Source organism: Bradyrhizobium sp. Pha-3 (genome assembly GCF_042258325.1).
GTDB lineage: Bacteria > Pseudomonadota > Alphaproteobacteria > Rhizobiales > Xanthobacteraceae > Bradyrhizobium > Bradyrhizobium elkanii.
Map to the genome: position 1 here is coordinate 7,225,570 of NZ_CP170151.1, position 21,697 is coordinate 7,247,266.

Consider the following 21,697-nt stretch of genomic DNA (forward strand, 5'->3'; position numbering starts at 1 on the left):
GACGCGAACTCCGGCTTGCGTGGCAAAAAAGCATCTCGGAACAAAGGATAACGAACAAATTTTCCGCACTGCGAGGCGCGCAAGAGCGCGCTTTTGGCGCCGATCTGCTGAACCGATGTGCGGCGAGCGGAGGTTCTGCACAAGCGATAGCCAAAAGACCTAGACGCTGAAGAGCGGGAGGCGTTGACCTTCGCGGTCATTCGGTGTGCCATCCTGCCGCCAACACGGCGGCCGGTTCCACGGCCCGCCGCAATAACCAATTGAGCCGGACCGAGGGGACAATGTTCGACAGGAATCTGCGAGGCATGATCGACGAGGTGAAGGACGGGCGGATGGATCGCCGCGCCTTTGTCAAGCGAATGATTGCCGTCGGCCTCACCGCGCCGATGGCCAACCAGATCCTTGCGATCGGCGGCGTCGCGATGGCGCAGAGCCCGAATCCCTACAAGCCGACCAAGCGCGGCGGCGGTGGTCCGCTGAAGCTGTTGTGGTGGCAGGGCCCGACCTTGCTCAATCCGCACTTCGCCACCGGCACCAAGGACCAGGACGGCTCACGGCTGTTCTACGAACCGCTGGCAAGCTGGGACGTCGACGGCCATCTCAATCCGATCCTCGCCGCCGAAATCCCCTCGATCCAGAACGGCGGACTTTCCAAAGATGCCAAGACGGTGGTCTGGAAACTCAAGCCCGGCGTCAAATGGCATGACGGCAAACCCTTCACCGCCGACGACGTCGTGTTCAACTGGGAATATGCCACCGACCCCGCCACGGCAGCCGTCTCGAGCGGCACCTATTCCGGCATGACCGTGGAGAAGGTCGACGACCTCACGGTCCGCATCAAGTTCAAGGATCCGACGCCGTTCTGGGCCAACGCGTTCGTCGGCGCCTATGGCTGCATCATCCCGAAGCATTTGTTCGCCGAATACAAGGGCAGCAAGTCGCGCGAGGCGCCGAACAATCTGAAGCCGATCGGCACCAGCCCCTACAAATTCGTCGAGTTCAAGCCGGGCGATCTGGTGCGCGGCGAGATCAATCCCGATTACCACATGCCGAACCGGCCCTATTTCGACACGATCGAGATGAAGGGCGGCGGCGATGCGGTGTCAGCGGCGCGCGCGGTGATCCAGACCGGCGAATATGATTTCGCCTGGAACATCCAGGTCGAGGACGAGGTGCTGCTGCGGCTGGAAAAGGGCGGCAAGGGCAAGACGCTCTATGCCGTCGGCGGCGACATCGAATTTATCGCCATCAACTTCACCGACCCGAACACCGAAGTCGACGGCGAACGCTCGTCGATCAAGACCAAGCATCCGATCCTGTCGGATCCGGCGGTGCGCAAGGCGCTGGCGCTGCTGGTCGACCGCGACTCCGTCAAGAAGGTGATCTACGGCCGCGCCGGCCGCGCCACCGCCAATTATCTCAACGGCCCCGAGGAGTTCGTTTCCAAGAACACCAAATGGGAGTTCTCGGTCGAGAAGGCGAGCGCGTTGCTGGAGCAGGCCGGCTGGAAGGTCGGCTCCGACGGCATCCGCGAGAAGGACGGCAAGAAGCTGAAGCTCCTGTACCAGACCTCGATCAACGGCCCACGGCAGAAGACCCAGGCGATCGTCAAGCAGGCCTGCCAGAAGGCCGGCATCGATGTCGAGCTGAAGTCGGTGGTGGCCTCGGTGTTCTTCTCCTCCGACGTCGCCAACCCCGACACCTATTCCAAGTTCTACGCCGACATCGAGATGTTCCAGATCCCGATGACGCAACCCGACCCGGGCCTGCACATGCGCCGCTATCTGTCGCGCAATGCCGCGACCAAGGAGAACAAGTGGCAAGGGCAGAACTTCCCGCGCTGGGTCAACAAGGATTTCGACACGGCGATCGAGGCGGCCGATACCGAGACCGATCCGATCAAACGGGCCGAGCTCTACATCAAGTGCAACGATCTGATGTGGCAGGACACGGTGGTGATCCCGGTGATGCACCGCCTCGCGGTGGAAGCCTGCTCCAACACGGTGCGGCCCGCGCTCTCCGGCTGGGCCAACCAGACCGACAATCTGCAAGACTGGTATCGTGAAACCTGAGACACGGGGACAGGTTCGGAGTTTGAGTAGGTGCATCTTCTCCCTCTCCCCGTTCTTACGGGTCGAGACGAGCGGAGCTCGCTCTTGGAGGGTCGGGGTGAGGGGCTCTATCCGCAAATGCGTTGGAAGGTGAGTTCGTGGAGGGTCCCCCTCACCCGGAATTCAAGCTGTGCTTGAATTCCGACCTCTCCCCGCACGCGGGGCGAGGTGAAGCTCGCCTTTCGACTGGAAGCAAGATCAACGTGCTCAAGGTGCGAGCGTTAGTTAGATGATCTCTCGATGAGTCAATATATCCTGCGTCGCCTGATGATCGCGATCCCGAGCCTGCTCGGGATCTCGCTCGTGCTGTTCGTGGTGCTGGCGCTCGCGCCGGGCGATCCGTTCAGCGAGCTCGCGACCAATCCGAACGTGCCGCCCGAGGTGCAGGCCGCGCTGCGCGCCAAGTTCGGCCTCGACGACCCGATCTATCTTCGCTACCTGCACTGGCTCGCGGCGATGGCGCAGGGCGACTGGGGCTTCTCCTTTGTCAGCCGGATCAATGTCGACACCCTGATCCTGCAGCGGCTGCCGACCACGCTCTACGTGATCGGCTCGGCCCAGTTGCTGGCGCTGCTCATCGCGATCCCGGTCGGCGTCTATGCCGCCACCCGGCCCTACTCGATCTTCGACCAGATCGCCAACACCTTCGCCTTCATCGGCTTCTCGCTGCCGACCTTCTTCACCGGGATCCTGTTTATCCTGGTGTTCTCGGTGAAGCTGGACTGGCTGCCCTTCGTCTACACCGACGTGCCGGGCAGCGGCATTCGCTGGCTGCTGGAGATGATCCGGCAGGCGATCATGCCGGTGATGGTGCTCGGCCTGTTCCAGGCGGCGTCGATGACCCGCTTCGTGCGCTCGGCAATGCTCGACGTGATCCGGCTCGACTATGTCACCACCGCCCGCGCCAAGGGGCTCGGGCAGGCCAAGGTGATCGTCAAGCACGTGATGCGCAACGCGATGATCCCGGTCGTCACGCTGATTGCGCTGCAAATGCCCGCCGTGTTCGGCGGCGCCATCGTCACCGAGCAGATCTTCCGGATTCCCGGTATCGGCTCGCTGCTGATTTCCTCCATCCTCGCCAATGACACGCCGGTCGTGATGGCCGTGACCTTCGTCTTCGCGTGTCTCGTGGTGCTGTTCAACCTGATCGCAGATGTCCTCTATGGCTGGCTTGACCCTCGCATCTCCTTCCGCTGAGCGGCGCGGCTATTCGCCCTGGCGCGAAACCTGGCGGCGCTACCGCCGGCACCGGCCTGCCGTGGTCAGCGCCGTGCTGTTGCTGCTGCTGATCGCGGCCGTCGTGATCGGCCCGTTCGTCTGGCGCGTCTCGATCAGCGACATGGACGTCGTGGCCGGCCTGCAGGGGCCGTCGCTTGCGCATCCGTTCGGCACCGACGATCTCGGCCAGGACTTGCTCGCCCGCATGATCTATGGCGGGCGCATCTCGCTCGCGGTCGGCCTCGCCGCGATGCTGGTCTCGGTGTTCGTCGGCACGCTGATCGGCGCGCTCGCCGGCATGTCGCGCGGCGCGCTCGGCTACGCGTTGATGTGGCTGACCGATTTGTTCCTGTCGCTGCCGCAACTGCCGCTGCTGTTGATGCTGATCTATCTGTTCCGCGACGGGCTGAAGGCGATGTTCGGCCCGGAGGGCGGCATCTTCATCCTGATCGTGTTGGTGATCGGCGGCTTGCGCTGGATGCCGGTCGCGCGCCTGGTGCGCGCCCAGTTCCTCTCGCTGCGCGAGAAGGAATTCGTCGAGGCGGCGCGCGCGCTCGGCGCAAGCCCGGTGCGGCAGGTGGTGCGCCACATCCTGCCCAATGCGCTCGGACCCGTGATCATCGCCGGCACGATCGACGTCGCCGCCGCCATCATCGCGGAATCGACGCTGTCGTTTCTCGGCCTCGGCTTTCCGCCGGATACCCCGACCTGGGGCCGCATCCTCTATGACGCCAAGGACTTTCTCGACATCGGCCCGCATTGGGCGCTGTTTCCGGGCGGCGCGATCTTCATCGCGGTGGTCGCCATCAACTTCATCGGCGACGGGCTGCGCGACGCGCTCGACGCGCGCAAGGTGATCTGATGGCGCTGCTCGACATCAAGGGCCTGAAAACCCATTTCACCACCGACGACGGCATCCTGCAGGCGGTCGACGGCGTTGACATCAGCATCAACCGCGGCGAGACGCTGTGCGTGGTCGGAGAATCCGGCTGCGGCAAGACCGTCACCGCGATGTCGATCCTGAAGCTAATTGCGATGCCGCCGGGCAAGATCGTCGAAGGCGAAATCATCTTCGAGGGTCGCGACCTGGTGCCCTTGACCAGCCATGAGCTCGACGACATCAGGGCCAAGGAGATTGGCTTCATCTTCCAGGAGCCGATGACCTCGCTCAATCCGGTGCTGACCATCGGCGAGCAGATCGCCGAGAGCCTGCGCCGCCACGAGGCGGTAACCAAGAAGCAGGCGCTGGAGCGCACCATCGAGATGCTGAAGCTGGTGCAGATCCCCAACGCCGCGGGCCGCGTGCATCATTATCCGCACCAGTTCTCCGGCGGCATGCGCCAGCGCGTGATGATCGCGATGGCGCTGGCCTGCCGCCCCAAGCTCGTGATCGCCGACGAGCCGACCACCGCGCTCGACGTCACCATCCAGGCGCAGATCCTCGACCTGTTGCAGGACATGAAGGAACGCTTCGGCATGGCGGTGATGCTGATCACGCACGCGATGGGCGTGGTCGCCGAGACCGCGCAGCGCGTCGTCGTGATGTACGCCGGCAAGGTGGTGGAAGAGGCGCCGGTCGACGAACTGTTCGGCAATCCCGGCCACCCCTACACCCAGGGCCTGATCCGCTCGATCCCGCGCATCGATCTCGACGCCGCGCACAAGACGCGGCTGGAGGCGATCGGCGGCTCGGTGCCGATCCTGATCAACCCGCCGCCCGGCTGCCGTTTTGCTGCCCGCTGCAAATACGCCATGAGCATCTGTACCGAAAAGGAGCCGAGGCTGCGCGAGATCGCACCCGGCCATCGCATGGCCTGCCACCTCGGAGACGCGTCATGAGCGAGCCCCTGCTGCGCGTTTCCAATCTGAAGAAGCACTTTCCGGTGCTGGGCGGCCTGTTGTCGCGCGAGGTCGGCCAGGTCTATGCGGTCGACGGCGTGTCGTTCTCGGTCAATCGCGGCGAGACGCTCGGCCTCGTCGGCGAATCCGGCTGCGGCAAGTCGACCACCGGACGCTGCGTGCTGCGCCTGATCGAGCCGACCTCGGGCGAGGTCGTGTTCGACGGCCGGAGCGTGACTGGTCTGGGTGGCGGCGATCTGCGGGCTATGCGACGCAACATGCAGCTCGTGTTCCAGGATCCGTTCGCCTCGCTCAACCCGCGCATGACGGTCGGCGCCATCCTCGGCGAGCCCTTCATCATCCACAACCTCGTGACCTCGGCCAGCGAGCGCGAGGACCGCGTCGCGAGCCTGTTGGTCAAGGTCGGGCTGAAGGCCGAGCATATGCGGCGCTACCCGCACGAATTCTCCGGCGGCCAGCGCCAGCGTATCGCGATCGCCCGCGCGCTCACCTTGGAGCCGAAGCTGATCGTGTGCGACGAGCCGGTCTCCGCGCTCGACGTCTCGATCCAAGCCCAGGTCATCAACCTGCTCGAGGATCTGCAGGCCGAGCTGAACCTCACCTATCTGTTCGTCGCCCACGATCTCTCTGTCGTGGAGCACATCTCCGACCGCGTCGCGGTGATGTATCTCGGCCGCATCGTCGAGCTCGCCAAGGCCAGCGATCTCTACCGCAATCCGCAGCACCCCTACACCAAGGCGCTGCTCTCGGCAGTGCCGGTGCCGGATCCCAAGGCGAAGCGCGATCGCATCCGCCTGAAGGGCGACGTGCCGAGCCCGATGAATCCGCCCAAAGGCTGCCACTTCCACACCCGCTGCCCGATCGCCGAGGAGCGCTGCCGGCAGACCGCACCGGAACTGCTGGAAGGCAGGAACGGGCATTCCGTGGCGTGTCATCTGGCGTAGGTCGCGCACCAGATGCGATAGCCAGCCGGCGCGGGAGCGCACCGCCAAAAATATCGAAAACAACCCCATGCAAAGTAACCGGCGGCCGCGGGCGTTCGACACGGCACTTGACATGTCGGGCAAATCAGCGGCATTATTCGATAATTCCGAAATAATGGCGACGATAGTTGGAATCACGTCGTCAGACGTTAACGCCGCTTGGTCTTGGTCCGCGACCTCGGTCTGGCCTTTGTCTTGATCTTCCGCCGGGGTGCAGGCGCGACGGCGTCCTCCACCTCATTCGCCTCCGCCCGCAGCGTCTCGAGCAGCCAGTCACGAAATGCGCGCATGCCCGGCGTCACGTCGCGCGACTTCAGCCAGGTCAGCCAATAGGATCCCGCCGGGACCTCGGCCGCGAACGGCCGCAGCAGCCGGCCGGACGCCAGCTCATTTTCGAACATCGCGATCGGCACCAGCCCGACGCCGACGCCGCGCGCGGCGGCCTCGGCCATCGCCACCGAGCTGTCGAAGATCGGCCCCTGGATTTTCGGGCACGGCGCGCCGGCGACCGCAAACCACAGCGGCCATTCCTCGGCGCGGTAGGAGCGCAGCAAGAATTCCTGCGCGAGATCGGACGGCTTGCGCAGCCGGTTCGCCGCGTCGGGGCAACACACCGGCGAGAGCGGTGCGGACAGCAGATGGATCGCCTCGGTGCCGTGCCAGGAGCCGTCGCCGAAGCGCAGCGCAAGGTCGAGCCCGTCGCCCGCGATGTCGACGCGGTTGTTGTTGGTGAGCAGGCGCAGATCGATATAGGGATGCGCGCGCTTGAAGCGGTCGATGCGCTGCAGCAGCCATCCGGTCGCGAACGTCGTGACGCAGCCGACGGTCACGACCTCGCGCGTGCCCTTGGCCTCGATGCGGTCGATCGCGGCGCCGATCCGGTCGAGCGCGTCCGACAGCACCGGCAGCAGCGCCAGCCCTTCGTCGGTGAGCACCAGCCCGCGCGGCAGCCGGCGGAACAGGCTTGTGCCCAGAAGATCCTCGAGCTGCTTGACCTGATGGCTGATCGCGGTCTGCGTCACGCGCAGCTCCATCCCGGCGCGGGTGAAGCTGAGCAGCCGCGCAGAGGCCTCGAAGGCGCGCAGCGCGTTCAGCGGGAGATGCCGGCGCACGACGTCATGACCAAGTTTTCCTCATGCCTCGCTGTATAAATGATTGTTTGTGCGCCGTCACGCCGCCCGGCAGGTTCGCGCCGCCAACGGGAGATTCGACATGCTGACGAGACGGACATTTGGATTGCACGCGCTGGGCCTTGCGGTGTCCTGCACCTTGCCGCGGCAAGGTGCGGCGGCGGGACCAAGCGAGCCGGCGCAGCGGCTGCAGCAGGAGTTTGCACGCATCGAGCTGGCGACCACCGGCCGGCTCGGCGTCGCCGCGCTCGACATGGAGACGGGATTGCGCGCGAGCCGGCGCGGCGACGAGCGGTTCCCGATGTGCAGTACCTTCAAGGCGATGGCATCGGCCGCGGTACTGCACCGGGTCGATCGCGGCGAATCCAGCCTCGATCAGCAAATCCGGTTCGAGGCCAAAGATATCTTGGCCAACTCGCCCGTCACCAAGGAGCACGTCGCCTCGGGCATGACGCTTGCCGAGCTTTGCGAGGCCGCCATCACAAGGAGCGACAACACTGCGGGCAACATGATCCTCCGCGAGATCGGCGGGCCCGCCGGCTTCACCAGCTTCTTCCGCACCATCGGCGACAATGTGAGCCGGCTCGATCGCTGGGAACTGGCGCTGAACGAGGGGGTATCAGGCGATCCGCGCGACACCACGAGTCCTGTCGCGATGCTGAAGGATTTGCAGCGCGTGCTGCTCGGCGACGTCCTGTCCGCGGCCTCGCGCCAGAAGCTGATCGACTGGATGGTCGCCAACAAGACCGGCGACGCTCGGCTGCGCGCCGGCGTGCCCCGCGACTGGCGGGTTGCCGACAAGACCGGCACCGGCGAGCGCGGCACTTACAACGATATCGGTGTGTTCTGGCCGCCCGGCCGCAAGCCGATCGTGGTGACGGTCTACCTGACCGGGGCAAGCGCCCCCATGGAGAAGTGCAACGAGGTGATCGCCGATGTCGCCCGCGCCGTCGCCAATGCGAGCGCCGGGCAGAGCGGCTGAACGACGCCGCGATCAGCATCTCCGACAACGTCAGGCCGGCCAGCGACCAAGCAAGTCGCTCGCCGCCTCGAACAACGCTGCAACACGCAACAGTTCCGCATCGGCCCGGAAGCGGCCAACCAGGTGCAGCCCGATCGGCAGGCCGTCGCGGCCGAAACCTGCGGGGATGCTGACGGCGGGATGCCCGGTCATGTTGAACAACATGGTCCAGGGAAACCAGTGCGGCCGCACGCTGTCGAAACTCCGGCCGTCGATCTCGATCGTGCCGAACAGGTCCTGGTCGATCGGCAGCGCCGACCGGGTCAAGGTCGGCATCGCCAGGAGATCGCCGCGCGCGAACAGCGACTGCACCCGGCGGAACAGCGCGGTGCGGTCGAACATCGCCCGCTGGTAGTCGACACCGCTGACCTGCGCCGCCAGCGCGAGCTGCTTCAGGAAGGTAGCGCTGAGATCATTCGGATGATCGGCCGCGAGCTTCTCGAAGCGGGTGCGCCAGACGGTGTGATTGATCGCACGCCAGATCGGCTCGATGTCAAAGCCGTCGCCGGAAAACTCTTCGAGCTCAGCGCCGAGGCTCGCCAGCCGGTCGAGGCTTGCCTTGAACGCCGCAGCCACATCGGACGTGACCGGACGCCCCGGCGGCGACAAGCAGAACAGCACCCGCCGGCCCTTGAGGTCGCCGCGCGGCGCGGCAAGGCCGAGATAGTCAGACACCGGCACCCCGATCGACCAGGGGTCCGACGGGTCCTCTCCCGCCATCGCCTGCATCATCAGCGCCGTATCGGCAACGGTGCGCGTGGTCGGCGTAACGTAGGTCTGGTTGCCGAAAGCATCCTGCGCCTGGCTATGCGGGATCACCCCGTTGCTCTGCTTGATTCCGACCACGCCGTTGCAGGCGGCGGGAATCCGGGTGGAGCCGCCGCCATCGGTCGCAACCGCCAGCGGCGCGATGCCGCTCGCGACGGCCACCGCCGCGCCGCCGCTGGAGCCGCCACTGGACCGCTCGGCGCTCCATGCATTGCGCGTCCGCCCGAACAGCGGCGAGTCGGTCAGGCACTTGCTGCCGAACTCCGGCGTCGTGGTCTTGCCGATCAATATGCCGCCCTGGGCACGGAGGCGGGCCACCGCGACGGCGTCATTGTCGGGCACGTTGTCCCGGTACGGCACCGCGCCGAAGGTCGTCCGGACGTCTTTGGTGTTGACGATGTCCTTCACGGTGAAGGGGATGCCGTGGAGCAGACCGGGCGGCTCGCCGGCCGTGATTTGCCGCTCGGCGGCTTTCGCCTGCGCCATCGCCGCATCGCCGCACAGCGTGATGAAGCAGTTCAATTCGGGTTGCAGCCGCTCGGCACGGGCGAGCACCGCGCGCGTAACCTCGACGGGAGAAACCTCCTTGCGAGCGATGCGCCCACGAAGCTCAACGGCAGACAGCAGACACAGATCGCCGCTCATTGGACAAGGACTCGCGTCAGACATGGTCGACGCCCGCATCGTGCCGCGCGGCATGCGGCAAGTCCATCGGCTCGGACGCATGGCGAAATGCCACGGAGCCGCGCCGACGCATGGCCTGCCGAGTAGGCGGGCCCTTCCCGGCCGCGCGGCTTGGCAGCGACGGAGGATCATGCGACGCTCGATCCGCCATACGGAGGACCACGCCTTGTATCGCCGCCTCGCCCTCGCCGCGCTGATCGTTGCCGGCAGCGTGCACGGCAGCCTCGCGGCGGCCGATCCGGCACGGTGCCGCGACCTGATCCGCAAATACGAAACCGACAAGGCCCAGCTCAGCGCGATCGAGATCTCGCTGTCATTGTTCGCGGCCGCCAATGCCGATTGCATCAACCTTGCCACCGAGCTGCTCGATCACGGCGCCTCGGTCGATGCGCGGGACCGGCTGGGCGCAAGGCCGCTGAGCCACGCCGCCCGCTCCGGCCATCTTGCCATGGTCGACCTGCTGCTGGCGCGCGGCGCGCCGGTCGATGCGCGCAACCTCGCGGGATCGACCGCGCTGTATTTTGCCGCCGAGCGCGGCCATGCCGCGATCGTGCAGCGCCTGATCGATCGCGGCGCCGACGTCAATCTCACCGGACGCAGCGGCGCCTCCCCGGTCGCAGCCGCGGCCTATGCCGGCAGGGACATGGTGGTGCGCATGCTGCTGGCGCACGGCGCCGACGGCAGCAAGACAGACGACACCGGCAAGCCGCCGGTCGTCTATGCCGCGGCGGGCGGCCAGCTCGGCATCGTCAAGCAGCTGCTCGCGCGCGAGATCGACATCAATGCGCGCTACGCCAACGATCTGACGCTCCTGATGTGGGCGGCCGGGCCGGATGAGACCGTACCGGAGGCGCAGGCGCTCGAGGTCGTCTCGTACCTGCTGGAAGGCGGCGCCAGGGTCGACGACCGCGATGCGCGCGGCCGCACCGCGCTGATGATCGCCGCCGAAGGCAATCATCCGGCGATTGCCAGGACACTGCTCACGCATGGCGCCGACCCTGCGCTGGCCGACAAGGCCGGCAAGCATGCCGCCGATCTCACCATCCTGTCGGCGCTGCGCGAGGAGCTGACGCCGCGCTGAGGCATGATGAGTTGAATCGAGCAACAGGTTCCGCATCACCTCGCCCCGCTTGCGGGGAGAGGTCGGAACGCATCGTTAGATGCGTTCCGGGTGAGGGGGAGCTTCCACGAGCACGTTTATCACCGTGTTCGCGGAGAGAGCCCCTCACCCCAACCCTCTCCCCGTAAGGACGGGGAGAGGGAGATCAGCCGCAACGAGGGGTGAGCTTCAGCGCCGCTCACAGCCCCGCCAGATAGTCCACCAGCGCGGCAAGGTCGTCGGGCGACGTTGCCAACATCAGGTCGGACATGCCGGGATTGTTGCCGCGCGCACGGGTGCGGAAATCGGCGATGGTCTTGGCGAGATAATCCCGTCCCATTCCGGCCAGCCGCGGCACCGTGCCGTCGCCCTGGAAGCGATCGAGATGGCAGGCCGGGCAACCGATCGAGCGGCTGGCGCTGACCGCCTTTTCCGCCACGTCCTTGGGCGCGCGCGGCTGGCCGAGGTCAGGCCACGGCTTCTGCGAAAAATATTCCGCGATCGCCAGCATGTCGTCGCGCTCGAACTGCGTCGCGATCGGCTGCATGATCTCGCTCTTGCGATCGCCGCGCTTGAAGTCGCGCAGCTGGATGTAGAGATAGCCGGCCTGCTGGCCCCAGATCGTCGGAATGGTCTTGTCGACCGGCTTGCCGTTCTCGCCGTGGCAGCCGGCGCAGACCTGCACCTTGTCTTCAATCGTCTCAGCGCATGCCTGTACCGCCATCAGCAGCAGCGCGACGCCGCAAATCATCAATCTACTGAACATCTGCTCATCCGTAGAAAACAGAGGCGGGACCGAACCGGTCCCGCCTCGCCGTCAATGTTTGCACGCGTGATGCATCAGGCCCGGGCTCAGTCGAGCGTGAAGGCGATGATGTTGTTGCCACGCTTGTAGTCGAGCTGGGTGTTGCCGCCCGCGCCGACCACGACATATTGCTTGCCGCCGACCATGTAGCTCGACGGCGGCGCGTTGACGCCGGCGCCGGCCCGGAAGCTCCACAGCTCCTTGCCGTTCGACGAATTGTAGGCCGCGAACTTGCCGTTGCCTTCGCCGGTGAAGACCAGGCCGCCGGCGGTGGCGAGGATGCCACCGATCATCGGCTCGGGCGTGTTGACCTGCCATTTGATCTTGCCGTTGTTGTAGTTCACCGCGGTGATATTGCCCGCCTGCTTCTCGCCCGGGATCACCTTGAAGGCACCGCCCAGCCACAGCTTGCCGTTCGGATAGGCCGAGCTCTCGACGTGGTAGGTCATCGGCTGGTGCAGGTTGATGGCGTAGGCCAGCTCCTGTCCCGGATCGGTCGCGATCGGCGACCATTCGACGCCGCCATTGGCGCCGGGCAGCATGCGCGCACCTTCCTTGGTCGGCAGCACCCACATGTTCTCCTGCGGCACCATCGCCTCGGAGAAGCGGATCAGGCTGCAGTCCTTGCGATCGTGCACATAGATGTGTCCGGTCTTGCCGGCATGAATGACGCCGGGAATCGTCTTGCCGCTCTTGTCCTTGACGTTGACCAGCACCGTCGGGCTGACCGCGTCGAGGTCCCAGACGTCATGGGCGATGTACTGGAAGTGGCAGACATACTTGCCGGTGTCGAGATCGAGCGAGACCAGCGAGTTGGTATAGAGGTTGTCGCCGGGCCGGTTCGAGCCGTCGAGGTCGGGCGACGGGTTGCCGACGACGAAGTAGATCCGGTTGGTCGCGAGATCGACCGACGGGTTCTGCCACACGCCGCCACCGAGCTTGGCATAGGGATCGCCGATCTTGGCGAGCATGTCCTTCTCGGCCTGGATATTGCGATGCATGTCGCGGCCGGTGGCATCCTTTGTCGCCCAGACACCGACGGAGTTCTCCGGAATGGTGTGGAAATTCCAGAGCTGCTTGCCGGTCTTGGCGTCATAGGCGCGCACGAAGCCGCGGATGCCGTATTCGCCGCCATTGGTTCCGATCAGGACCTTGTCCTTGACCACCGTCGGCGCCATCGTCTCGCTGTAGCCGAGCTCGGGATCGGCGATGTTGGTGGTCCAGACCACCTCGCCGGTCTTGGCATTCAGCGCCATCAGCTTGGAATCGAGCGTCGCCAGATAGACCCGGTCGCCGAGCACCTGGACGCCACGATTGTTGGGACCGCAGCAATAAACCGTGATCGGGCCCATCTTATGGGCATAGTGCCAGAGCTGCTGTCCGGTCTTGGCGTCGAGCGCATAGACATGGCTGAACGACGTCGTGACGAACATCACGCCATCGACGACGATCGGAGATGTCTCAAGCGATTCCTTGACGTCGGTCTGGAAGATCCATGCGACGTGCAGGTTCTTCACATTGTCGCGGCTGATCTGCTTGCCCGGATAGAATCGCGTCTGGGCATAGTTGCCGTTGGTGAGCAGGAAGTCTCTGCTGTTCTCGTCGGCGGCGTTGAGCTGCTCCTGGGTCACCGGAGAAACATTGGCGTTACCGAGGACCGACTGCTTCTCCTGCTTGACTTCCTGTGCGACGGCGGCGCCCGACAACAGGCCAACGCCGAGCGCGGCGAATGCCGCAAGCCCTTTCACATACATATCTTCCCCCGTTATTTCTTGGTTGCAATATTAGGGATGCGTATCTGCTACTTCCCTTCGAGGCCCGGCCGCCGCTGGCGAGCGCGCAACCCGTTGCGTGGCCTGGTTGCGCTGCAATAGACGATCAAAAAAGGACGACGACAGGTATCGATGGATGGGTTCCATGTTAGCGCGGTCTTTCACAAAGACAACCGATGCGCTCAATGCGAAGCCGAAGCAGCATGACTTCGCACGCTCGAAATGCAGCGATCGCGGGCTGGCATCAAATCCGAACGATATCGGGTGCTTCGGACACCTTCACGCATCGCCGGGCAGATTTGCCTTCGCAGGCGCAGCACGCAAAATGAGACTAAGCGTCAAGCGACGGCATCGCGCGAGACGCCGCGCCGGCTGAGGCCGTGCGCGGCCTACCAATAGTCGGCCGGCAACTCCCGGCTCCGCGGCGGATCGGCGCCGGGCCGCGTGCAGGTGAAGGCGGCGCATTTGCAAGCAAAAGACAGCGCACGGATCAGCTCGGCCGCGGAGACGTCGCGCAGCCGCTGTCGCGCGATCCGGTCCAGCCGATGCAACGCGGCGAGCAGCGCGGCCTGAAAACTGTCGCCGGCGCCGATCGTATCGACGACGTTCACCACCGGCGCTTCGGCCGCGATCGGTCCGGCCTTGCGATGCCAAGCGCAGGCGCCATCATGGCCGCGCGTGATGACGACAAGCGATGCGCCGCCCGACAGCAGCGCCTCAGCGCGCGCAGCGTAGGCCTCGTCGCCGAACAGATAGGCGAAGTCGACGTCGGACATTTTCACGATGTCGGCCTTGCCGCAGAACGTTAGCATGCGCGCACGGTAGGCGTCCTTGTCCGTGACGAGATTCGGCCGGCAGTTCGGATCGAGCGCGATCGTCACATTCGGCCGCGCATTCTCGATCAAGGCCAGCGTCTCCGCCGCACCCTTGTCATGGACCAGCGTGGTTGAGCCGGTGTGGAGGCAGGTGATGCCGTCAAGCGCGACCGCATCGCGCCGATAGATCCAGTTCCGCGATGCGGTGTCGGCGTCGTAGAAGGCGTATTGCGTCTCGGTGCCGGTGACGCGCGCAAAGGCCAGCGTGGCCTGGCGATTGCTGCGCGTGGCGCGACGAAGATCGACGCCGGACGCCGCGGCATGATCGGCGATCATCTTGCCGAAGGTGTCGGTCGAGATGCCGCCGACAAAGCCGGTCGGAACGTCGAGCCGGGCGCTGCCGATCGCGATGTTGAGGCAGGAGCCGCCGACCGCGGGCGTCAGGGCCTCGCGTCCATCCGTCGTCTTCGACGGCAGGAAATCGATCAGCGCATCTCCGCAACTCAGCAGCATGGGACAAACCTTACGTCGGCGCTTCGCCGGGCGCCCGCCTCATCGCCTCGCGGCTGTCGCGGTCAAGCTCTCGCAGCATCTTGTGCACGCCGCGCTTCTTGCGGTGGAAATCGGCAAGCTCCGGCCTGGTCGGCTCGCTCAATCGCCCAAGCGCCGACATGCCGGCCATCGCCGCATTGATCGAATTGTGCGCGCCGCTGGCGACCGCGCCCAGCATCGCGGCGCCGAGCAGCACCGGCTCCTGGGTTTGCGGCAGCGCCACTGCGTAGCCTGTCGTGTCGGCCATGATCTGGCGCACCAGGGGGCTGCGGCTCGCGCCACCGCCGATCACGATGGTCTTGCCATTGACGCCATGCGCCTGCAAGGCGTCGATGACGTCGGCAAGGCCATAGGCAAGCCCGCACAGGCCGGCAATGAACAGCCGCTCCAGCGCCGACACGTCGGTGTCGAGATCGAGCCCCGCGATCACGGCACGCGAGCCGGGATCGGCATAGGGCGAACGGTTGCCGAGAAATTCCGGCAGGACGTGAACGTGGCGCGCCAGCAACGCCGCCGCACCGGCATTGCCGCTGCGCGCCAGGATGGGCTTCTCGAGATACTCGATGACGTCGACGCCGTCGTGCTTCGCCGCGAGCACAACCTCGGCATGCGCCGGATGCGACTTGAGCAGGTGATCGATCGCAGCGCCCGCCGCGGATTGGCCGCCCTCGTTCAGCCAGAAGCCCGGCACCATGCCTTCGAAATACGGCCCCCAGACGCCGGGCACGAAGCAGGGATCGACCGTCGTCGCCATGATGCAGGCCGACGTTCCCATGATGTAGGCGAGCCGTTGGCAGACATCGACCTCGGCGCCGGAGCCATCGCGGCCGCCGATCGCGCCGACGCCGCCGGCATGGGCATCAATCAGGGAGGCCCCGACCGCGGTTCCCGGCAGCAGGCTGAGATCGCGCGCGGCATCCTCGGACAGCCCACGGCCGAGCGGCGAGCCGGGCGGCACGATCTCGCTGCCGATCCGCCCAAAGCGATCGGCCGCGAGCGCCTCGAGCCCGACCCGCTTGAAAAAGGCTTCACTCCAGCCGCCCTCATCAGCGACATAGGTCCATTTGCAGGTAACGGTGCAGGTCGAGCGCGCCAGCGAGCCGGACGCGCGGAACGAGAGATAGTCGGCAAGATCGAAGAAGTGCCCGGCAGCCTCGAAGGTCGCGGGCAGATGCCGTTTCAGCCAGAGGATTTTCGGGATCTCCATCTCCGGCGAGATGGCGCCGCCGACATAGCGCAGCACCTTGTCGCCGGTCGCATTGACGAATTCGGTCTCGTCCATCGCGCGGTGATCCATCCAGACCACGACATTGCGCGCGGGATCGCCGGACGGACTGACGGTGAGCGGCCGGCCAGCCCTGTCGAGCACGACCAGCGAACAGGTCGCGTCGAAGCCGATGCCTTTGACGCTTTCGGCCCCAACCGCAGCCTCCTGCATCGCATTGCGCACCGAGGCGACGCAGGCTGCCCAGATGTCGTCGGACGATTGCTCGACGATATCGCCGGGCTCGTGCCAGACCCGGATCGGGTGCCGGGCCGAACCCAAAAGCTTCCCCGACTCGTCGAACACGCCCGCCCGGGCGCTGGTGCTTCCGACGTCCACCCCGATATAGGCTTGCCGCATGGCCGCTCTATCTTCTGTTGAGCACGATCTCCCCGGGCAACCCTACCAGCAAGTGTAGCCGCCATCGACCAGAACGATGCTTCCGGTCATCAGGCTCGCGGCGTCGGAGGCCAGGAACAAGACGACGGAGGCGATCTCGTCGACCTGCCCCATCCGCGCCATCGGGGTTCCACCGATCCAGGCGTCGTACATTTTGGGGCTGTTCTTCACGAACGCGTTCAGCGGCGTCTCGATATAGGTCGGCGCCACGGCGTTGACGCGAACCCCGCGCGCGCCCCATTCGGCCGCGAGCGATTTGGTGAGATGATGCACCGCGGCCTTGGAGGCGTTGTAGAAGCACTGTTCCTGCGGCTTGTTGACGATGAAGCCGGACATCGAGCCGACATTGACGATGGTGCCGGATTTCGCCTTCAGCATGTGATTGCCGAAGGCGCGGCAGCACCAGAAGGTGCCGTTCAGGTTGACGTCGATGACGTTGAGCCAGTGCTCGTCGGTCACCGTTTCCGCCGGCGTCTCGCTGCGGGCGATGCCGGCATTGTTGACGAGAATGTCGACCTTGCCGTATTTGCGCACCAGCTCGTCGGCGACCGCAGAGACGCGGCGGGAATCCGTCACGTCCATCAGCGCGATGTCGGCGTCGAAGCCCTTGGCCTTCAGCGCGGCTAACGCGTCATTGGCGACCTTGACGTCACGGTCGCCGATGATGACCTTGGCGCCGGCCTCGGCGAGCGCTTCGGCGCAGGCGAGCCCGATGCCCTGACCCGCGCCGGTGATGATGGCGGTCTTGCCGCCGAGCCTGAATTTTTCGAGATACATTTTCTTCTTCCTTAGCTTCTTTTTGAGCATGATCTGTTCGGAAAACCGCTTCACACTCTGCGCTAACGCGGCCCTCCGGGTCCGGATCATGCTCTACGCGTGAATCGATTTTCCGCTGTCGTCGAAACGGTGGATGCGCGCCGGATCCGGGATCAGCGACACCCGGTCGCCGGGATGCAGATCGAGCTCGCCGACATAGCGCGCAGTCAGCATTCCCAGCGGTCCGGCGTCGACATAGAGGAAGGTGTCGCTGCCGAGATGCTCGGCGACCGAGACGGTGCCGTGCCAGCCGCCCTGCCCGTCGCGCTCGACCCTCAAATGCTCGGGTCGTACCCCGATGGTCGCGGCGCCCTGCTGCTTCGCGATCTCATCGGTGACGAAATTCATCTTCGGCGAGCCGATGAAGCCGGCGACGAACAGGTTGGCCGGCTTCTCGTAGAGCTCGAGCGGCGAACCGTATTGCTCGATCTTGCCGCCGTTCAGCACCACAATCTTGTCGGCCATGGTCATGGCCTCGACCTGGTCGTGGGTGACGTAGATCGCCGTGGTGCCGAGCTGCTTCTGCAACCGCGTCACTTCGAGCCGCATCTGCACCCGCAGCGCGGCGTCGAGGTTCGACAGCGGCTCGTCGAACAGGAACGCCTTCGGCTCGCGCACGATGGCGCGCCCGATCGCGACGCGCTGGCGCTGGCCGCCGGAGAGCTCGCGCGGCTTGCGGTCGAGATAGGGCGTCAGGTTGAGCGTTGCTGCGGCCGCCTCGACCTTGCGGTTGATCTCGTCCTTGGCGATGCCGGCCATCTTCAGGCCGAACGCGATGTTGCCGCGCACGCTCATATGCGGATAGAGCGCATAGGACTGGAACACCATCGACAGCCCGCGCTTGGCCGGCGGCACATCGACTACGTTGCGCCCGTCGATCAGGATGGCGCCGCCGGTGACATCCTCGAGCCCCGCGATCAGCCGCAGCAGCGTGGTCTTGCCGCAGCCGGACGGGCCGACGAAGACGACGAAGGAGCCGTCGGCGATGTCGAGATCGGCGCCCTTGATGATGTGGACCGGCCCGAACGATTTTTGCACACCCTGCAGCGTAATCTGACCCATGGCAAAAGCCTTTCTGCTACTTGACCGCGCCGAAGGTCAGGCCGCGGACGAGCTGCCGCTGACTGAACCAGCCGAGCACGAGAATGGGCGCGATCGCGAGCGTCGACGCCGCCGACAATTTCGCCCAGAACAATCCTTCCGGGCTGGAATAGGACGCGATGAAGACGGTGAGCGGCGCGGCCTCGAGCGTCGACAGATTGAGGGTCCAGAACGCCTCGTTCCACGCCAGGATCAGATTGAGCAGCAACGTCGAGGCCAGCCCCGGCACCGCCATCGGCGTCAGCACATAGATCAGCTCGCGCCCGATCGTGGCGCCGTCCATCCGCGCCGCCTCGAGGATGTCCTTCGGAATTTCCTTGAAATAGGTGAACAGCATCCAGATCACGATCGGCAGATTGCCGAGGCACAGGATGAAGATCAGGCCGCTTCTTGTGTCGAGCAGGCCGAAGGTGCGGTAGATCAGATAGATCGGCACCAGCACGCCGACCGGCGGCATCATCTTGGTGGAGAGCATCCAGAGCAGCACGTCCTTGGTCCGCTTGGTCGGCGAGAACGCCATCGACCATGCAGCCGGAATCGCGATCAACATCGCGATCAGCGTCGAGCCGCCGGCGATGATGATCGAGTTGAGCGCGTGGTGGAAATAGTCGCTGCGCTCCTGCACCGTGGCGTAGTTTTCGGTGGTCCAGTGGAAGAACAGGAACGAGGGCGGGATCGCGAACGCCTCAAGCTCGGTCTTGAAGCTCGCCAGCACCATCCAGAGGATCGGGAAGAAGATCAGGAAGCCGACCAGCCAGGCCGCCATCGTCGAGACCACCTTGCGCCGTGTCGTGACCATCCGCGCCATGACGTTACGCCTCCAGATTCCGGCCGACGATACGAACGAGGAAGAACGCGACGATGTTGGCGAGGACCACCGCAACCAGGCCGCCCGCCGAGGCGCTGCCGACGTCGTACTGGATCAGCGCCTGCGAATAGATCAGGAAGGCGATGTTGGTGGTCTGCAGGCCGGGGCCGCCGCCGGTGGTGACGAAGATCTCCGCAAACACCGTGAGCAGGAAGATGGTCTCGATCAGGATCACCACCGTGATCGGGCGCGCCAGGTGCGGCAGCGTGATGTAGATGAAGGTCGAGATCGCGCTCGCGCCATCCATTTCGGCCGCCTCCTTCTGCTCCTCGTCGAGCGATTGCAGCGCGGTCAGCAGGATCAGGGTCGCGAACGGCAGCCATTGCCAGGAGATGATCAGGATCACCGAGAACAGCGGCGCCTCGTTGAACCAGTCGATCGCCGGCAGCCCGAACAGATGCGCGATCCAGGCGAACAGGCCCGACACCGGATGCATCAACAGGTTCTTCCAGACCAGCGCGCTCACCGTCGGCATCACGAAGAATGGCGCGATCACCATCAGCCGGACGATCGAGAGCCCGACCACCTGCTGGTCGAGCAGCACCGCCAGCGGCACGCCGAGGATGATCGTGATCGCGAGCACCGAGCCGACCAGCACCAGCGTGTTCTGCAACGAGGCGAGGAAAGCCGGATCGGTCAGGAAGTAGCGGAAATTTTCCAGCCCAACGAACGATTCAGACCCGGGATCGAGCAGATTGTAGTGCAGGGTCGCGAAATAGATCGTGAGCGCCAGCGGCACGATCATCCAGATGAACAGCAGCGCCACGGCGGGCGTGAGCAGCGTGCGTGCGAGCAGTTGGGTCTGCTGGGTCGCCATCCCCGCCTCCTTCTTTCGGAAAGGAGCGACCATCCCGCTGCGGGACAGGATGGTCGCAAGTGGCCCAGCTCGGGAGGTCTAAGCTGGTCGGGAGGCCAGGGCGCACACCGCGCCCCGGCTTTGGTCCAGGCGTGGTCTACTTGATATAGCCCGCGCGCTTCATCTCGCGCTCGGTCGCGGACTGCGCAGCCGAGAGCGCCGCGTCGACGGTGGTCGAGCCGGACAGCGCGGCCGAGAACTGCTGGCCGACCTGGGTGCCGATGCCCTGGAATTCAGGGATCGCCGCATACTGCACGCCCACGTAAGGCACCGGCTTCACCGTCGGCTTGTTCGGATCGGCCGCATCGATCGAGGCCAGCGTCAGCTTGGCGAAGGGCGCGACCTTCAGATAGTCGGGGTTCTTGTAGAGCGAGGTGCGCGTGCCGGGCGGCACGTTGGACCAGCCTTCCTTCGACGCGACGAGCTTGGTGTAATCCTTGCTGGTCGCCCAGGCGATGAACTTCTCGGCCGCGTCAACCTTCTTCGAGCCGGCGGGGATCGCGAGGCTCCACGCCCACAGCCAGTTGGCGTTCTTGCCGAGCCCGGTGTTCGGGGCCAGCGCGAAGCCGACCTTGTCGGCAACCTTGGAATCCTTCGGGTTGGTCACCATGGACGCCGCCACCGTGGCGTCGATCCACATCGCGCATTTGCCGGCGCTGAACAGCGCGAGGTTCTCGTTGAAACCGTTGGACGAGGCGCCGGGAGGTCCGGCTTGCTTCATCAGGTCGACATAGGTCGTCAGCGTCTTCTTCCATTCCGGCGAATTGAACTGCGGCTCCCACTTCTCGTCGAACCATCGCGCGCCGAACGAGTTGGACATCGCGGTCAGGAACGCCATGTTCTCGCCCCAGCCGGCCTTGCCGCGCAGGCAGATGCCGTAGACGCCGCCCGACTTGTCGGTCAGCTTCTTGGCCGCGTCGACCACGAAGTCCCAGGTCGGGCTTTCCGGCATCTTCAGGCCGGCCTTGTCGAACAGGTCGGTGCGGTACATCACCATCGAGCTCTCGCCGTAGAACGGCGCGGCATAGAGCTTGCCGTCGACCGAAACGGCATCCTTGATCTTCGGCAGCAAGTCACCAACGTCGTAGTCGGCGCCGAGCTTGTCGAGCGGCACCAGCCAGCTCTTCTTGGCCCAGATCGGCACCTCGTAGGTGCCGATGGTGAGCACGTCGAACTGGCCGCCCTTGGTGGCGATGTCGGTGGTCACGCGCTGGCGCAGCACGTTCTCCTCGAGCGTCACCCATTTCACCGTTATGTCCGGATTCTTCGCGGTGAATTCGCTGGTGAGCCCCTGCATGCGGATCATGTCGCTGTTGTTGACGGTCGCCACCGTCAACGTGGTCTGGGCGATCGAGGGGGCAGAGATCAAAAGAGCAGCCGCGCCCGCAACGGCGCAAAGGACGTTTTTCAAGGTGACCTCCCTTATGTCACGTTGAGCATATGCCCACGTGTTGAGCGTATGTTCATCCTGTCGCCAAATTTTGTCAAGCGCGCGAGAGCGCCGTTCCGCGCGTTTGCGGGTTCCACCACAGCCTGGAATGGAGGTGTTTGCGGAGGCGAAGAGAGCGGCTGACT

General features: G+C 65.1%; 18 protein-coding genes. 7 read left to right on the forward strand and 11 right to left on the reverse strand.

All coding sequences use genetic code 11. From position 1 onward, the window contains the following. Nucleotides 1–281: 281 nt before the first annotated feature. From ACE10X_RS34505 to ACE10X_RS34525, 5 genes are all read left to right on the forward strand, one after another. Entirely contained in the window at nucleotides 282–2,072 is a 1,791-nt protein-coding gene (locus tag ACE10X_RS34505) for a peptide ABC transporter substrate-binding protein (protein ID WP_038386205.1), read from the forward strand. Nucleotides 2,073–2,351: 279 nt separating this feature from the next. Then, complete coding sequence (locus ACE10X_RS34510) at nucleotides 2,352–3,308, forward strand: ABC transporter permease (RefSeq protein ID WP_038386204.1); 957 nt, start codon at nucleotides 2,352–2,354, stop codon at nucleotides 3,306–3,308. Continuing rightward, a complete protein-coding gene (locus ACE10X_RS34515) occupies nucleotides 3,274–4,191 on the forward strand; it encodes an ABC transporter permease (RefSeq protein ID WP_028334911.1) in 918 nt (305 codons plus the stop codon). Before ACE10X_RS34510 ends, ACE10X_RS34515 begins: the two co-directional genes overlap by 35 nt. Then, the gene (locus tag ACE10X_RS34520; protein ID WP_085970703.1) at nucleotides 4,188–5,168 is read left to right on the forward strand and encodes an ABC transporter ATP-binding protein; all 981 of its coding nucleotides are present in this window, start codon (nucleotides 4,188–4,190) and stop codon (nucleotides 5,166–5,168) included. Before ACE10X_RS34515 ends, ACE10X_RS34520 begins: the two co-directional genes overlap by 4 nt. Beyond that, nucleotides 5,165–6,133 carry an ABC transporter ATP-binding protein gene (locus tag ACE10X_RS34525; RefSeq protein ID WP_038386202.1) on the forward strand — a complete coding sequence of 323 codons (969 nt, stop codon included), beginning with the start codon at nucleotides 5,165–5,167 and terminating at the stop codon, nucleotides 6,131–6,133. Before ACE10X_RS34520 ends, ACE10X_RS34525 begins: the two co-directional genes overlap by 4 nt. A gap of 188 nt (nucleotides 6,134–6,321) precedes the next feature. Here the strand turns inward: ACE10X_RS34525 and ACE10X_RS34530 are convergent, their stop codons facing one another. Continuing rightward, nucleotides 6,322–7,284, reverse strand: coding sequence for a LysR family transcriptional regulator (locus ACE10X_RS34530; protein ID WP_038386201.1), 963 nt, complete (start codon nucleotides 7,282–7,284; stop codon nucleotides 6,322–6,324). A 100-nt stretch (nucleotides 7,285–7,384) separates the two neighbouring features. Between ACE10X_RS34530 and bla the strand changes: the two genes are divergently transcribed. Beyond that, the gene (gene bla / locus ACE10X_RS34535; protein ID WP_063709692.1) at nucleotides 7,385–8,284 is read left to right on the forward strand and encodes a class A beta-lactamase; all 900 of its coding nucleotides are present in this window, start codon (nucleotides 7,385–7,387) and stop codon (nucleotides 8,282–8,284) included. A gap of 30 nt (nucleotides 8,285–8,314) precedes the next feature. On the opposite strand, the gene ACE10X_RS34540 is transcribed toward bla, so the two are convergent. Next, nucleotides 8,315–9,736 carry an amidase gene (locus ACE10X_RS34540; RefSeq protein ID WP_038386200.1) on the reverse strand — a complete coding sequence of 474 codons (1,422 nt, stop codon included), beginning with the start codon at nucleotides 9,734–9,736 and terminating at the stop codon, nucleotides 8,315–8,317. A 169-nt stretch (nucleotides 9,737–9,905) separates the two neighbouring features. On the opposite strand from ACE10X_RS34540, the gene ACE10X_RS34545 reads away from it, so the two are divergent. After that, the gene (locus ACE10X_RS34545; protein ID WP_157788039.1) at nucleotides 9,906–10,856 is read left to right on the forward strand and encodes an ankyrin repeat domain-containing protein; all 951 of its coding nucleotides are present in this window, start codon (nucleotides 9,906–9,908) and stop codon (nucleotides 10,854–10,856) included. 217 nt (nucleotides 10,857–11,073) lie between these two features. Here the strand turns inward: ACE10X_RS34545 and ACE10X_RS34550 are convergent, their stop codons facing one another. The 9 genes from ACE10X_RS34550 to ACE10X_RS34590 all read right to left on the reverse strand — a co-directional run bounded on the left by ACE10X_RS34550 (nucleotide 11,074) and on the right by ACE10X_RS34590 (nucleotide 21,533). Continuing rightward, a complete protein-coding gene (locus ACE10X_RS34550) occupies nucleotides 11,074–11,640 on the reverse strand; it encodes a c-type cytochrome (RefSeq protein ID WP_244435877.1) in 567 nt (188 codons plus the stop codon). 86 nt (nucleotides 11,641–11,726) lie between these two features. Beyond that, nucleotides 11,727–13,433 (reverse strand): pyrroloquinoline quinone-dependent dehydrogenase, encoded by a 1,707-nt coding sequence (locus tag ACE10X_RS34555; RefSeq protein ID WP_375763433.1) that lies wholly within the window; start codon nucleotides 13,431–13,433, stop codon nucleotides 11,727–11,729. A gap of 407 nt (nucleotides 13,434–13,840) precedes the next feature. After that, nucleotides 13,841–14,779 (reverse strand): carbohydrate kinase, encoded by a 939-nt coding sequence (locus ACE10X_RS34560; protein WP_038387764.1) that lies wholly within the window; start codon nucleotides 14,777–14,779, stop codon nucleotides 13,841–13,843. 10 nt (nucleotides 14,780–14,789) lie between these two features. Further along, the gene (locus ACE10X_RS34565; RefSeq protein ID WP_304556796.1) at nucleotides 14,790–16,442 is read right to left on the reverse strand and encodes an FGGY-family carbohydrate kinase; all 1,653 of its coding nucleotides are present in this window, start codon (nucleotides 16,440–16,442) and stop codon (nucleotides 14,790–14,792) included. Nucleotides 16,443–16,484: 42 nt separating this feature from the next. After that, entirely contained in the window at nucleotides 16,485–17,258 is a 774-nt protein-coding gene (locus ACE10X_RS34570; RefSeq protein WP_038387762.1) for an SDR family NAD(P)-dependent oxidoreductase, read from the reverse strand. 93 nt (nucleotides 17,259–17,351) lie between these two features. Then, nucleotides 17,352–18,359 (reverse strand): ABC transporter ATP-binding protein, encoded by a 1,008-nt coding sequence (locus ACE10X_RS34575; protein ID WP_038387758.1) that lies wholly within the window; start codon nucleotides 18,357–18,359, stop codon nucleotides 17,352–17,354. 16 nt (nucleotides 18,360–18,375) lie between these two features. Continuing rightward, entirely contained in the window at nucleotides 18,376–19,206 is an 831-nt protein-coding gene (locus tag ACE10X_RS34580; RefSeq protein WP_038387757.1) for a carbohydrate ABC transporter permease, read from the reverse strand. Between the two features lie 4 nt (nucleotides 19,207–19,210). Continuing rightward, nucleotides 19,211–20,083, reverse strand: a complete 873-nt coding sequence (locus ACE10X_RS34585) for a carbohydrate ABC transporter permease (RefSeq protein WP_038387761.1) — start codon at nucleotides 20,081–20,083, stop codon at nucleotides 19,211–19,213. 136 nt (nucleotides 20,084–20,219) lie between these two features. After that, a complete protein-coding gene (locus tag ACE10X_RS34590; protein ID WP_051003245.1) occupies nucleotides 20,220–21,533 on the reverse strand; it encodes a sugar ABC transporter substrate-binding protein in 1,314 nt (437 codons plus the stop codon). Between the last annotated feature and the right edge of the window lie 164 nt (nucleotides 21,534–21,697).